This window comes from Rhodoferax sp. GW821-FHT10B06, assembly GCF_059415605.1.
The window spans coordinates 253097-265986 of sequence record NZ_JBWKNO010000001.1; the positions used below are offsets into that span (position 1 = coordinate 253097).

12 protein-coding genes are annotated in these 12890 nt (G+C 62.9%); 9 read left to right on the forward strand and 3 right to left on the reverse strand.

Translation table 11 applies throughout. The features are described from left to right. Positions 1 to 7: 7 nt before the first annotated feature. From AC07O2_RS01215 to AC07O2_RS01230, 4 genes are all read left to right on the forward strand, one after another. Entirely contained in the window at positions 8 to 991 is a 984-nt protein-coding gene (locus AC07O2_RS01215; protein WP_495073916.1) for a nucleoside hydrolase, read from the forward strand. Between the two features lie 27 nt (positions 992 to 1018). Next, positions 1019 to 1861, forward strand: coding sequence for an isopenicillin N synthase family dioxygenase (locus AC07O2_RS01220; RefSeq protein ID WP_495073917.1), 843 nt, complete (start codon positions 1019 to 1021; stop codon positions 1859 to 1861). Positions 1862 to 1909: 48 nt separating this feature from the next. Then, the gene (ushA, locus tag AC07O2_RS01225) at positions 1910 to 3550 is read left to right on the forward strand and encodes a bifunctional UDP-sugar hydrolase/5'-nucleotidase UshA (protein WP_495073918.1); all 1641 of its coding nucleotides are present in this window, start codon (positions 1910 to 1912) and stop codon (positions 3548 to 3550) included. Positions 3551 to 3815: 265 nt separating this feature from the next. Continuing rightward, positions 3816 to 4589, forward strand: a complete 774-nt coding sequence (locus AC07O2_RS01230) for an alpha/beta hydrolase (protein WP_495073919.1) — start codon at positions 3816 to 3818, stop codon at positions 4587 to 4589. A gap of 18 nt (positions 4590 to 4607) precedes the next feature. On the opposite strand, the gene AC07O2_RS01235 is transcribed toward AC07O2_RS01230, so the two are convergent. Both AC07O2_RS01235 and AC07O2_RS01240 read right to left on the reverse strand, forming a co-directional pair. Beyond that, the gene (locus AC07O2_RS01235; RefSeq protein WP_495073920.1) at positions 4608 to 5225 is read right to left on the reverse strand and encodes a response regulator transcription factor; all 618 of its coding nucleotides are present in this window, start codon (positions 5223 to 5225) and stop codon (positions 4608 to 4610) included. Continuing rightward, entirely contained in the window at positions 5222 to 7180 is a 1959-nt protein-coding gene (locus tag AC07O2_RS01240) for a sensor histidine kinase (RefSeq protein WP_495073921.1), read from the reverse strand. The genes AC07O2_RS01235 and AC07O2_RS01240 overlap by 4 nt, the downstream gene beginning before the upstream one ends. Positions 7181 to 7351: 171 nt before the next feature. On the opposite strand from AC07O2_RS01240, the gene AC07O2_RS01245 reads away from it, so the two are divergent. The 4 genes from AC07O2_RS01245 to AC07O2_RS01260 all read left to right on the forward strand — a co-directional run bounded on the left by AC07O2_RS01245 (position 7352) and on the right by AC07O2_RS01260 (position 11171). Then, complete coding sequence (locus AC07O2_RS01245) at positions 7352 to 8371, forward strand: TRAP transporter substrate-binding protein (protein WP_495073922.1); 1020 nt, start codon at positions 7352 to 7354, stop codon at positions 8369 to 8371. A gap of 63 nt (positions 8372 to 8434) precedes the next feature. Next, positions 8435 to 9028, forward strand: a complete 594-nt coding sequence (locus tag AC07O2_RS01250; RefSeq protein WP_495073923.1) for a TRAP transporter small permease — start codon at positions 8435 to 8437, stop codon at positions 9026 to 9028. Positions 9029 to 9045: 17 nt separating this feature from the next. Next, complete coding sequence (locus tag AC07O2_RS01255; RefSeq protein ID WP_495073924.1) at positions 9046 to 10374, forward strand: TRAP transporter large permease; 1329 nt, start codon at positions 9046 to 9048, stop codon at positions 10372 to 10374. Between the two features lie 128 nt (positions 10375 to 10502). Then, positions 10503 to 11171 (forward strand): SDR family oxidoreductase, encoded by a 669-nt coding sequence (locus AC07O2_RS01260; RefSeq protein ID WP_495073925.1) that lies wholly within the window; start codon positions 10503 to 10505, stop codon positions 11169 to 11171. Positions 11172 to 11179: 8 nt separating this feature from the next. On the opposite strand, the gene AC07O2_RS01265 is transcribed toward AC07O2_RS01260, so the two are convergent. Further along, positions 11180 to 11698: an Lrp/AsnC family transcriptional regulator gene (locus AC07O2_RS01265; RefSeq protein WP_495073926.1), complete on the reverse strand. Its 519-nt coding sequence runs from the start codon at positions 11696 to 11698 to the stop codon at positions 11180 to 11182. A gap of 171 nt (positions 11699 to 11869) precedes the next feature. Between AC07O2_RS01265 and AC07O2_RS01270 the strand changes: the two genes are divergently transcribed. Beyond that, positions 11870 to 12886, forward strand: a complete 1017-nt coding sequence (locus tag AC07O2_RS01270) for a 1-aminocyclopropane-1-carboxylate deaminase (RefSeq protein WP_495073927.1) — start codon at positions 11870 to 11872, stop codon at positions 12884 to 12886. Positions 12887 to 12890 lie beyond the last annotated feature (4 nt).

Genomic DNA, 12890 nt, shown 5'->3' on the forward strand with positions numbered 1-12890 from the left:
GAACACCATGAGCACCCAATACAAAGTCATTTTTGATACCGACCCCGGCGTAGACGACGCCATGGCCCTGTACTTCGCGCTGGCCCACCCGGCTATCGACGTAGTCGGCATCACCACCACCTTCGGCAATGTCACCGTGGAACAGGCCGCCATCAACGCCCTGTACCTGACGGCCATCGCCGGCAAGACGATTCCCGTGACCAAAGGTGTAGCCACGCCCTGGGTCAAGCCCGGCGAGGCGCCACCGGCCTTCATCCACGGCGCGGACGGCCTGGGCAACCTGGCATCGCGCGTCGCCACCACCAACCAGCTGGACCCACGCTCGTCAGCCCAATTCATCGTGGACATGGCCCGCGCCCACCCCGGTGAAATCACGCTGGTGGCCGTAGGCCCGCTGGGCAATCTGAGCCTGGCACTGAAGCTCGAACCCCAGTTGCCCAAGCTGCTCAAGGAAGTCATCCTGATGGCCGGTACAGTGACCGAGCCCGGCAACGTCTCCCCCGTGGCCGAAGCCAATGTATGGAACGACCCGCACGCGGCCGACCACGTCTTCACCGCCGGCTGGAAGCTGACCATGGTCGGCCTGGACGTGACCCACCGCGTGATCGTGCCACTGGCACTGATCAAGAAGATTGCCGACAAGCACCAGCACATTGCCACCGATGTACTGCACCACGCGGTGAGCTTCTATGCCGACTTCTACAGCGGCATCTACCCGCATGTGGCCAAGATCCACGGATGCTTCGGCCACGATGTGCTGGCCTTCATCTACCTGGTGAACCCCGAGTTCTTCACCCTGGAAAGCGGCGCCATCCGTGTTGCCACCGAAGGCATCGCCAACGGCCAGACCATGATGAAGCGCAAGGACATCTTCCACCCGCAAGCCGGCTGGGCCGACAAACCGGCCACCCAGGTCTGCATGCAGGTGCAGGCCGAGTCGTGCAACACCGTGTTTGAAGACACCCTGATGTCCGACTGGCTACCCCGCTAAAACGCCCCTCCCGAGAAGGAACCTGTCATGCAGCTCCCGGTTGTCGATTACCGCAGCGCCACCGCGGCGCAAGACTTTTGCCAAAGCCTGCACAACACCGGCTTTGGTGTGCTGGCCAACCATCCGCTGGACCAAAATCTGGTGGAAGGCATTTACGCCGAATGGCTGGCGTTTTTTGGCTCCGAAGCCAAACACAAGTACACGCAAGACCCAGTCAGGTTTGACGGCTACTTCTCGCCCGCGGTGTCGGAAACCGCCAAGGGCAACGACAAGCGCGACCTCAAGGAGTTCTACCATATCTACCCCTGGGGCCGCTATCCGGCCGAGGTGTCGGACGCAGCGCAGCGCTACTACAAAGCCGGCAGCGCCCTGGCCGCCGAGCTGCTGAAATGGGTGGAAGACAACTCGCCACCCGAGGTGCGTGCCCGTTATACCGAGCCGCTGCCGAAGATGATCGAGGGCTGCGACCAAACCCTGCTGCGCGTGCTGCACTATCCGCCGTTGCGCGGTGACGAAGAGCCCGGCAGCGTGCGCGCCGCCGCGCATGGCGACATCAACCTGCTGACCATCCTGCCCGCTGCTACCGAGCCCGGCCTGCAGGTGCTGGGCAAGGACGGCGCCTGGTTCGACGTGCCCTGCGACTTCGGCCTGCTAATCGTCAACATCGGCGACATGCTGCAAGAAGCCAGCGGCCACTACTACCCGTCCACCACACACCGCGTACTCAACCCCACGGGCGAAGGCCGCTTCAAGTCACGCGTGTCGCTGCCGCTGTTCCTGCACCCACGCCGCGAAGTCGTGCTGTCCGACCGCTACACCGTTCAAAAGTACTTCGACGAACGCATGCAAGAGCTACGCGGAAAGAAGTAGCGCCCTGGCCCCCGTCTTGCTTTTTGCATTTCCATTCCTGGAGTTCCTATGAAAATGCCTACCCGCCGCTTCGCTCTTGTCCTGCTCGTTGCCGCTCTGGCCGGCTGCTCGTCCATGGGCCCCTCTGGCCCGGAGAAGGACAAGACCTACCACCTGACCGTGCTGCACACCAACGACCACCATGGCCGTTTCTGGAAGAACAGTGATGGCGAGTACGGTATGTCGGCCCAGAAGACCGTAGTCGACCAGGTGCGTGCCGAGGTGGCTGCGGCTGGTGGCCAGGTGCTGCTGCTCAGCGGTGGCGACATCAACACCGGTGTGCCCGAGTCCGACCTGCAGGACGCCGTGCCCGACTTCCGCGGCATGAACCTGCTGCGCTTTGACGCCATGGCGGTAGGCAACCACGAGTTCGACAAGCCCCGCGCCGTACTGAAAATGCAGCGCGACCTGGCCACCTTCCCCATGCTGTCGGCGAATATCTACGACAACGGCCAGCGCATGTTCGCGCCCTACAAGATTTTCAACGTAGGTGGCTTGCGGGTGGGCGTGATGGGCCTGACCACCGAAGACACCTACAAGATGGTGCACCCCGACAACGTCAAGGGCGTGGAGTTCCGTAGCGTCATCAAAGAAGCCAGCAATGTCGTGCCCGAACTGCGTGCCAAGGCCGACGTGGTCATCGCCGCCACCCATATGGGCCACTACGTGGACGGCCAGCATGGCAGCCAGGCCGAGGGCGATGTGGAGATGGCCCGCGCCGTCAAGGGCATCGACCTGGTGGTCGGCGGCCACTCACAAAACCCGGTCTGCATGAAGGCCGAAAACGTACGCGACGAAGCCTATGTGCCCGGCACGCCCTGCGCCCCGGACCGCCAGAACGGCACCTGGATCGTGCAGGCCCACGAGTGGGGTAAGTACGTGGGCCGCGCCGACTTTGAATACCGCAACGGTGAATTCAAGCTGGTGCACTACGCGCTGATTCCCATCAACCTCAAGAAGACCGTGAAGCTGGCCGACGGCAAAACCGCCAAGGCCTACTACACCAGCGAAATCGCCGAAGACCCGGCCATGCTGGCCATGCTCACGCCCTACCAAAACATCGGCCAGGAAAAACTAGGCATGGAAGTCGGCAGCAGCGATGCCCGCATCGAAGGCGACCGCAGCGTGATCCGCGCCAAACCCGCCGCCATGGGCGTGCTGGTCGGCCTGTCGATGATGGAAAAAACCAAGGCCGACTTCGCCGTGGTGAATGCCGGTGGCGTACGCGACTCGCTGCCCGCTGGTACTTTGACCTACAAGGACGTGCTCAAGGTCCAGCCCTTTGGCAACACCATCGCCACGGTGGATTTCACCGGTGCCGAGGTCATGGACTACCTGAACGCCACCGCCAAAATGTCCGTCGGCTCCGGCGCATTCCCGCAATTTGCCGGCATCGAGCTGGTCATGACCGGTGGCGTCGTCACCAGCGCACGCATCCAGGGCAGGAACGTGGACCCCGCCAAAACCTACCGCATGGCCGTCAACAACTTCCAGGCCGTGGGCGGCGACGGCTACCCCAAGCTGATTGCCCACAAGAACTATGTTGACAGCGGCTTTGTCGACGCCGACGTGCTGCGTGGCTATATCACCAGCCGCAGCCCGCTGAAGGCGGCCGACTTTGCGCCTGGCGATGCAGTGGTACGCCGCTGAGAAATTTAAATAAAAAGTGGCTCTGGCGCAGGAAATACCTGCGCCAACAGCTACGAATTCAATAGCACCAACCATCCACTCGCCACGCCGCTCCGGCGGGGTACCGGGACTCGCCATGCTTTCTCCTGAATTCGCACCGACCTGGACCGAAAGCGAGATCAGCACGGATGGCCTATGTGGCACCCTCACGCTGCCCCTTGGTGCTTCAGCAATACCGGCAGTTCTTCTGTTGGCCGGCTCTGGCCCCGTAAATCGGGATGGCAACTTGCCGGGCCTGCCCAATGACAGCCTGAAACTGTTGGCGCATGCTCTGGCGGCGCAAGGCATCGCTTCGCTGCGGGTCGATAAACGTGGCGTTGGCTCCAGCCAGGTGAACGCAACGCGGGAACAAGATTTACGCTTCACCCGCTATGTCGATGACGCTCTGGCCTGGCGTGCAGTTCTGGCGTCTCTCGAACGCATATCCGCGGTTTTTCTGTTGGGCCACAGCGAAGGCGCCCTCGTCGCGACCATGGTCGCGCAAAGCGCTCAGGTAGCGGGCCTCATCCTGGTCGCGGGTGCCGGCGAAGCGGCTCCCAAAATCATCGCGCGCCAACTGGCGGCGGCGGGTGTGCCGCCTGCACTGCAAGAGGCGTCCCAACACATTGCGGCATGCCTGTGCGAGGGAGATACCACCCCCAACGTCCCCGCCGAGCTCGCACAGTTCTACCGCCCCAGCATCATGAATTACCTGGCGTCCTGGTTCCCGCTCGATCCAGCCAACGAATTCGCCAAGACCTGCTGCCCTGCGCTCATTGTCCAAGGCAGCACAGACCTGCAGGTGGGCGTTGCAGACGCGCATAGGCTTGCTGCCGCGCGTCCAGACGCCACTCTTTGCCTGGTAGAGGGCATGAACCACATCCTCAAAATGGTCACCGTGGACAGGGCAGCCAATTTGCAAACCTATTCCATGCCGCAGCTCCCCTTGGTCCAGGCACTTGTTGAGCGGGTTGTGAATTTCATCCGGTCTGCAGAGCAGTCGGCAAGCGCACACCGCTGAAGTGGGCGCCGCGAATGCTCAGGCCTTGGCCAGCAGCGTCGCCAGCTCGGCAGAAGAGCGCACAGCCAGCTTGGCATAGACGCGGGCGCGGTAGACCTCCACCGTTCGCACCGAGATATGCATTTCATCGGCGATGACCTTGTTCAGCTTGCCGGCGGCCACGCGGTGCATGACCTCGCGCTCGCGCTGTGTCAGGCCAGCCAGCTTGGCGCCGCGCGCATCGCCCTCGGCCAGGCGCTGCTGCTGGGCAGCTTCCACCGCCAGTGCATCGCGCACCCGCTCCACCAGGGCGGCGTCGCCAAACGGTTTTTCCACAAAATCGAAAGCACCTTTTTTCAGCGCCTCCACGGCCATGGGAATGTCGCCGTGGCCAGTCAGAAAAATCACCGGCAGGGTGTTGCCGCGTGCCGCCAGCTCGTCGTACACCTGTAGCCCCGACAACGGCTCCATACGCACGTCCAGCAGGATGCAGCCCCGTACCGGCGTGGGGCCGTCCAGCGCAGCCAAAAAGGTCGGGCCGTTGGCATAGCTGCAGACGCTGAAGCCATGCGAGCTGAACAAAAACTCCAGCGCGTCGCGCACCGGCGCCTCGTCGTCCACCAGGTGCACTGCGACGGGGTGGTTGGGGTATGTCATGCGTTGATTTCCTCGTCTTGGGTATAGACGTCGTGGGCCTCGAACAGGGGCAGAGTGAAGGACAGGCGGGCACCGCCCAGCAGGCTGGGGCCGGCGTCCATGCTGCCGTGGTGGATCTCGATCACCGAGCGGCAAATCGCCAGGCCCATGCCCATGCCTTCCAGCTTGGTCGAATAGAAGGGTGCGGTCAGTCGCTCGATGCTGCGGCCGTCCAGTCCGGGGCCGTCGTCCTCCACGTCCAGGCGCACAAAACGCTCGCCTGCCGGCGCGGCGGTGATGCGGATCTGGCCTTCACGGCGGTGGCCGGACAAGGCGTCAGCGGCATTGCGCACCAGGTTGATCAGCACCTGTTCGATCAGTATGGGGTCGGCGTACACCGGCGGCAAATTACTGGCCAGCGCCCACTGGATCTCGATGTGCTGGCGCTTCAGATCGCGCTGCAGCAGCTCCACCGCGCGGCGTGCCACGGCGGCCAGGTCACTGGGTTCGCGCTGAGGCGCACGGCGGGTCAGGAACTCGCGTATGCGCTGCACGATGCGCCCGGCCTCGGCGGCCTGTTCGCCCTGGTTCCTCAGCGCCTTCAGCACCGGCTGGTTGGCATAGCCTTCCTGGTGCAGCATACGCTGTAGGCCGGCGTTGTAGCCGATGATGGCAGTCAGCGGCTGGTTCAACTGGTGCGCCAGGGCCGAGGCGACCTCGCCCAGTGTGGTCAGGCGGGCCTGGTGGGCCATGGCCTCGGCCTGGTGGCGCTCACGTTCTTCCAGGTGCTTGCGTGCGGTGATGTCGATGATGGAGCCCATCCAGCCGATCTGCGTGCCATCGGCGTCGATCAGCGGCGACTCGAACACCATCACGTTCAACATATGCCCGTCCTGGTGGCGCCACACGGCTTCATAGCCGTCGCGCGGGGCATTGCCCGCCAGGTTGCGGCGGTTGCGCAGCATGACTTCGTCGATGGACTCAGGCGGCCAGTAGGGCATGGGCGGCGTCAGGCCGACCAGCTTGTGCGCGGGCAAGCCCACCATATCGCAGAGGGTGCGGTTGACGTAGAGGATGCGCCCCTCGGCATCGCGTGCGCGCAGACCCACCAGGGCTGAATCTTCCATGGCCTGGCGCCAGGCGGCTTCGGTGCGCCAGGCACCCTCGGCACGCGAGATCTGGCGCACCTGGCGACGCAGCAGCACAGTGGCCACCAGCATCAATGCCAGGAAACCCACCACCAGCACCACCGGCAGAGTGCGCCAGAACGGCCGGGGTATCTCGCGCAAGGTGAGCTCCAGGTAGGTGCCGGGCATGTTGCGCCCGACTTGCACCTTGTAGCTTTCATGGGCCTGCGGGTCCAGGTGCAACGGCACTTCATCCACCGAGGCAATCGTCTGGTCGGAGGTGTCCAGCAGCTGCACATCGTATTTGCGCGAGACCCACCACGGTGTGCCACGGCGCAGCAGCAGAGCAGCCGAATAGCGCACCACCAGCCGGTCCGCGCCCGCGGCCTGCACCAGGTGAGCCGACATGCCGGGGCTCTCCAACAGCTCGCGCAGCGCGCCGTGACTAATCGGTTGCTGCTCGGGAACATTGGCGACGATCCGGTTGTTGGCGTCCAGCCAGGTCACGCTTTGCCACAGGCTGCGCAGGCCGTTGGACACGTCGGCGTTGGTGGCCAGCCCGGCGGTGTTGCGCGGCAAGTGCGGCAATTGTTTCGCCAGATCCTCCAGGTAGGTGGCCTCCACGTCCATGCGGGCGCGCAACTGCGCCTCGGTGCTCAGCGCGTCGGCGATCATGGTGGCACGGCGTTCGGCCTGGTCGTCGCGGTCGGCCCGCCAGGTCCAGGCCAGATCGCCGGCGACGAAGGCGAACGAGGCCAGCAGCGGCAGCGCCCACAGCCAGCGGCGCACGCGGCTTTGCAACGCGCTGTCGTGGCTGCGCGGGGCATGGGTGTCGGGGTTAGCCAGCATGTTGGAAGTCTAGCGCCGGCGGCAGAATACAAGTGCTTTTGCGGCGTCGAAATTCAGGGTAAACCCTTGGATTTAAAGGGCTGGGCGCTATAAATGTGGAAGTCCACACTAGCCCGGCACGAGGCCGCAGCAGACACTCCGCGCCATCCTCTTTCCATTCGGAGACATCCCATGACAAATTTTGCTCGCCGCACCCTGGTGCAACTGGCCGTCGCGGCCGCTACTGTGTGCACCGGCGCCGTGGCTTTTGCACAAGCCCCCATCGTCATCAAATTCAGCCACGTGGTGGCCCCCGACACCCCCAAGGGCAAGGGCGCTCAACGTTTCAAGGAACTGGCCGAGCAACGCACCAACGGCAAGGTCAAGGTTGAGCTGTACCCCAACAGCCAGCTGTACAAGGACAAGGAAGAACTCGAAGCGCTGCAGCTCGGTTCGGTGCAGATGCTGGCGCCTTCGCTGGCCAAGTTCGGCCCCTTGGGCGCCAAGGAATTCGAGGTGTTTGACCTGCCTTTCCTGTTCAAGGACGAAGCTTCTTTCCGTGGCATCACCGAAGGCCCGCTGGGCGCTGAACTGTTCAGCAAGCTGGAACCCAAGGGCATCCATGGCCTGGCGTACTGGGACAACGGCTTCCACATCATGAGCGCCAACAAGCCACTGCATACCGTGGCCGACTTCAAGGGCATGAAGATGCGCATCCAGAGCTCCAAGGTGCTGGACGCTCAAATGCGCGCACTGGGCGCCATTCCCCAGGTGATGGCCTTCAGCGAGCTGTACCAGGCGCTGCAATCCGGCGTGGTGGATGGAACGGAAGGCGTGCCTTCCAACTTCTACACCCAGAAGATCTATGAAGTGCAAAAGAACATCACCATCTCCAACCACGGCCACCTGGCCTATGCGGTGATCGTGAACAAGAAGTTCTGGGACGGCCTGCCAGCCGACATCCGCACCACGCTGGAAGGCGCTGTGAAGGATGCCACCACCTACGCCAACGCCATCGCCGCCACCGAAAACGTGCAGGCTCTGGAAAAAATCAAGGCCAGCGGCAAGACCACCATCTACACCCCAACCGCTGCTGAAATCACCGAATGGAAAAAGGCCTTGATGCCCGTGCACAAGGAAATGGAAGCGCGCGTGGGCAAGACCACGATTGAAGCCGCGTACAAGGCAGCAGGCTTCGTCGCTCCCAAGTAATTCCTATAACAACTGCGCGCCCTTGCCATGCTCGCCATGGCAAGGGCGCGCTTTGGAGATTCCATGTTCAACCGAATACTCAACCACCTGGAGGAATGGCTTATCACCTTCCTCATCGGGGCTGCGACGCTGGTGATTTTTATGGCGGTGGTGCACCGCTTTCTGAGCGGTGTGCCCTATATCCAGGACTACGCCGTGCGCATCGACGTGAGCTGGGCGCAAGAGCTGTGCATCTACATGTTCGTGTGGATGGCCAAGTTTGGCGCGGCCTATGGCGTGCGCAACGGCACCCATGTGGGCGTGGACGTGCTGGTGCGCCAGCTGCCCCCCGAAAAGGCCAAGTGGCTGGTGCTGTTCGGCCTGCTGGCAGGTGCGTTGTTTACCGGCGTGGTAGCCACGCTGGGTGCGAATTTTGTGTGGGAAAACGGCTTTCACTACGCGTTGTTTCACATGCTGGGCCTGGACCTGGGTGATGTGCCCGAAGGCCCCACCTCGCCCGACCTGGAGCTTCCCACCTGGATTGCCTATTCCTGCGTGCCGCTGGGCTCGTCGCTGATGTGCTTCCGCTTTCTGCAGGTAGCCTGGCAGTTCTGGCAGACCGGTGAGGTGCCCCATGCGGCACATACCGTGGCTGGTGTTGACGAAGAAGCCCACTAAGCCGCCGGAGACTGCTCATGAATACCCTCATCATTTTTTCTCTGCTGGTCCTCTTGATGATCACAGGCATGCCGATTTCGATCGCGCTGGGCCTGACCGTACTGACCTTTCTGTTCACGCTGACCGATGTGCCCGTAGCCTCGGTCGCCTTGAAGCTGTTCACCGGCATCGAGAAGTTCGAGATCATGGCGATCCCGTTCTTCATTCTGGCGGGCAACTTCCTGACGCACGGGGGGGTGGCCAAGCGGATGATCAATTTCTGCACCTCCATGATCGGCCACTGGTACGGCGGCATGGGCCTGGCCGGCGTGCTGGCCTGTGCGCTGTTCGCCGCCATCTCCGGCTCGTCTGTGGCGACTGTGGTTGCTGTCGGCTCCATCATGCTGCCCGCGATGGTCAAGCAGGGCTACCCCAAGCAATTCGGGGCCGGCGTGATCGCCACCTCGGGCGCCTTGGGCATCCTGTTCCCGCCGTCCATCAACCTGGTGATCTACTCCATCGCTACCGCCGGCATGAACGGCGTGGGCCCGAATGGCGAGGCCGTCAGCTCGGCCTCGGTGGGCCAGTTGTTCCTGGCGGGTATCGTGCCCGGCCTGTGCCTGTCGTTTCTGCTGGGTGTCACCACCTGGTGGCGCGCCAAGAAGCTGGACTACCCGCGCATGCCCAAGGCCACCTGGAAGGAACGCTACAAGGCCTTCCGCGACAGCATGTGGGGTCTGCTGCTGATCGTGGTGGTGATTGGCGGCATCTACAGCGGCAAGTTCACCCCCACCGAGGCGGCCGCCATGGCGGCGGTGTATGCGTTCTTCATCTCGGTGTTTGTCTACAAAGACCTGAAGCTGAGCGACGTACCCAAGTCGTTGCGCAGTGCCGCAGCCATGAGCTCCATGCTGCTGTACATCATTACCAACGCGGTGCTGTTCTCGTTCCTGATGACGTCCGAGCAAATTCCACAGGCCATGGCCGCGTGGATGAGCGCCCAGGGCTTTGGCTTGGTGGCATTCCTGCTGCTGGTGAACGTGATTCTGCTGGCCGCCGGCAACTTTATGGACCCCGCCGCGATCGTGCTGATCATGGCGCCCATCCTGTTCCCCGTGGCTGTCAAGATGGGCATCCACCCGGTGCACTTCGGTATTCTGATGGCCGTCAACATGGAAGTGGGCCTGTGCCACCCGCCCGTGGGCTTGAACCTGTATGTGGCCTCGGGCATTACCAAGATGGGTATCAGTGAGCTGACCCTGGCCGTATGGCCGTGGCTCAAGACCATGATCGCCTTCCTGCTGGTGGTGACCTTCTGGCCTAGCCTCACCCTGTGGCTGCCACGGGTGCTGGGCATGGTGACCTGACCGCGCTGTACACCCATAGCGACAAAAGCCCCGGCATGCCGGGGCTTTTTTATTTGCTACACATATAGGAGCTACTGGCGCAGGTGCTATGTGCGCTAGCATAGGATTTTCCATATAGGAGATTGCGCATGGCCAACATACTCATCCTGGGCGCGTCGCGCGGCATCGGCCTGGAGTTTGCGCGCCAGTACGCCGAAGCCGGCGATCGCGTCATCGCCACCGCCCGAGACGCAGCCGGCCTGGCCCGCCTCAAGGCCGTGGGGGCCGAGGCCTTGCGCCTGGACGTGGCCGACCCAACCAGCATCAGCGGCCTGGCCTGGCAGCTGGACGGCGAAAAAATCCATCTGGCCCTGTACGTGGCGGGCCTGTTTTCACAAGGTGGCGCCACCTCGCCGCCCACCCAGCAGGACTTTGACCGCGTGATGCACACCAATGTGCTGGGCGCCATGCAGGCCATTCCCCAGGTAGCGCCCTTGGTGGAAAAAGGGGGAGGCGTATTCGCCTTCATCACCAGCGGTATGGGGCAGATCAGCAGCGTGGCCTCCAGCGCCAGCTGGACCTACCGCGTCAGCAAGGCCGCACTGAACATGGCGGTGGCCGCCGCCCAGCATGACTATCCGCGCGCCACCCTGCTGGCGCTGTGCCCGGGCTGGGTGCAAACCGATATGGGCGGCCCCGGCGCCAGCCTGACGGTAGAGGCCAGCGTGGCCGCCATGCGCCGCACCCTGGCGGCGGTGACGCCGGCCGACCGTGGGCGCTATCTGCACCACGATGGGCGGCCCTACACCGGCTGGTAAATCAGCCTCTAGATGGGGAACTGCGTGGTGGACAGCACCTGCTTGAGCACCATGAACGAACGAATCTGCCGCACGCCCGGCAGGTGCAGCAGCTGCGTGGCGTGCAGGTTGTTGAAGCTGTCGTTGTCGCGCGTGCGCAGCAGCATGAAATAGTCAAACTCGCCGGTCACCACATGGCACTCCATGCAGCCCGACACCTTGGCTGCCGCTTTCTCGAACAGGGCGAATGACTCCGGCGTGGACCGGTCCAGCACCACGCCTATCAGCACCAGCATGCTGGCGTCCAGCGCCTTGGGGTTCAGCAGCGCGACGATGCCCGAAATAAAACCCAGCTGCTTCAGCCTATCCACCCGCCGCAGGCAGGCCGGCGGGCTCAGATTCACCTTGGCGGCCAGCGCCACGTTGGTCATGGACGCATCGCGCTGCAGGGCGCGCAATATGGCTTTGTCGGTACGGTCTATGGCGTGGTCAGCGTTGTCGGCGTTGTCGGCGGATGCCGTCTTGGTTTTTACTTTTGTTGTGCACATATTGCTTATCAAGACATAAAAATACAACCATATCAAAGAATCAAGGTTTTAAAGATAAATAAGGAAGAATGTTTGCAACCCTGTTAAGCAAGGTGCTCCCTAGAATTTGGCTATGCGTTGCAAGGCACCCGCGTTGCGCGTCCACCGTCTTTAACTTTGCGAGCTACCACCATGAACCTGCAGAAATTCCCGCGCCACGCCCTGACCTTTGGCCCCTCGCCCATCACCCCGCTGAAGCGGCTCAGCGCACACCTGGGCGGCAAGGTGGATCTGTACGCCAAGCGCGAGGACTGCAACAGCGGCCTGGCCTTCGGTGGCAACAAGACGCGTAAGCTGGAATACCTGATCTCCGAGGCCATCGCGGGCGGCTACGACACCCTGGTGTCCATCGGTGGCATCCAGTCCAACCAGACCCGCCAGGTCGCCGCCGTCGCCGCCCACCTGGGCATGAAGTGCGTGCTGGTGCAGGAGAACTGGGTGAACTATTCCGACGCGGTGTACGACCGCGTGGGCAATATCGAGATGTCGCGCATCATGGGTGCCGACGTGCGGCTGGACGCCGCCGGTTTCGACATCGGCATCCGCCCCAGCTGGGAGCAGGCCATGGAAGACGTGCGCAAATCTGGCGGCAAGCCATTTCCGATTCCGGCAGGTTGCTCCGAACATCCACTGGGTGGCCTGGGCTTTGTGGGCTTTGCCGAAGAAGTGCGCCAGCAAGAAGCCGAACTCGGCTTCAAGTTCGACTACATCGTGGTCTGCTCGGTAACGGGCAGCACGCAAGCCGGCATGGTGGTGGGCTTTGCCGCCGATGGCCGGGCCGACAAAGTGATTGGCATCGACGCCTCGGCCAAGCCTGAAAAAACCCATGCGCAAATCCTGCGCATCGCGCGCCACACCGCCGAAATCGTGGACCTGGGACGCCCCATCGAAAGCAAGGATGTGGTGCTGGACACCCGTTACGGCGGCCCTGAATACGGCCTGCCCAGCGCCGGTACGCTCGAAGCCATCCGCCTGTGCGCACGCCAGGAAGGCATGCTGACCGACCCGGTGTACGAGGGCAAATCCATGCACGGCATGATCGACATGGTGCGCAAGGGCGAATTCCCCGAAGGCTCCAAAGTGCTGTACGCCCACCTCGGCGGCGTGCCGGCCTTGAACGCCTACAGCTTCCTGTTCCGCAACGGCTAACACC

Bases quoted from the DNA above. Each gene is read 5' to 3' on its own strand.
- AC07O2_RS01265 (WP_495073926.1), bottom strand. From the start codon at position 11,698: ATGTGCACAACAAAAGTAAAAACCAAGACGGCATCCGCCGACAACGCC.
- AC07O2_RS01260 (WP_495073925.1), top strand. From the start codon at position 10,503: ATGGCCAACATACTCATCCTGGGCGCGTCGCGCGGCATCGGCCTGGAG.
- AC07O2_RS01240 (WP_495073921.1), bottom strand. From the start codon at position 7,180: ATGCTGGCTAACCCCGACACCCATGCCCCGCGCAGCCACGACAGCGCG.
- AC07O2_RS01270 (WP_495073927.1), top strand. From the start codon at position 11,870: ATGAACCTGCAGAAATTCCCGCGCCACGCCCTGACCTTTGGCCCCTCG.
- AC07O2_RS01215 (WP_495073916.1), top strand. From the start codon at position 8: ATGAGCACCCAATACAAAGTCATTTTTGATACCGACCCCGGCGTAGAC.
- AC07O2_RS01250 (WP_495073923.1), top strand. From the start codon at position 8,435: ATGTTCAACCGAATACTCAACCACCTGGAGGAATGGCTTATCACCTTC.
- AC07O2_RS01235 (WP_495073920.1), bottom strand. From the start codon at position 5,225: ATGACATACCCCAACCACCCCGTCGCAGTGCACCTGGTGGACGACGAG.
- AC07O2_RS01255 (WP_495073924.1), top strand. From the start codon at position 9,046: ATGAATACCCTCATCATTTTTTCTCTGCTGGTCCTCTTGATGATCACA.
- AC07O2_RS01220 (WP_495073917.1), top strand. From the start codon at position 1,019: ATGCAGCTCCCGGTTGTCGATTACCGCAGCGCCACCGCGGCGCAAGAC.
- AC07O2_RS01245 (WP_495073922.1), top strand. From the start codon at position 7,352: ATGACAAATTTTGCTCGCCGCACCCTGGTGCAACTGGCCGTCGCGGCC.
- ushA (WP_495073918.1), top strand. From the start codon at position 1,910: ATGAAAATGCCTACCCGCCGCTTCGCTCTTGTCCTGCTCGTTGCCGCT.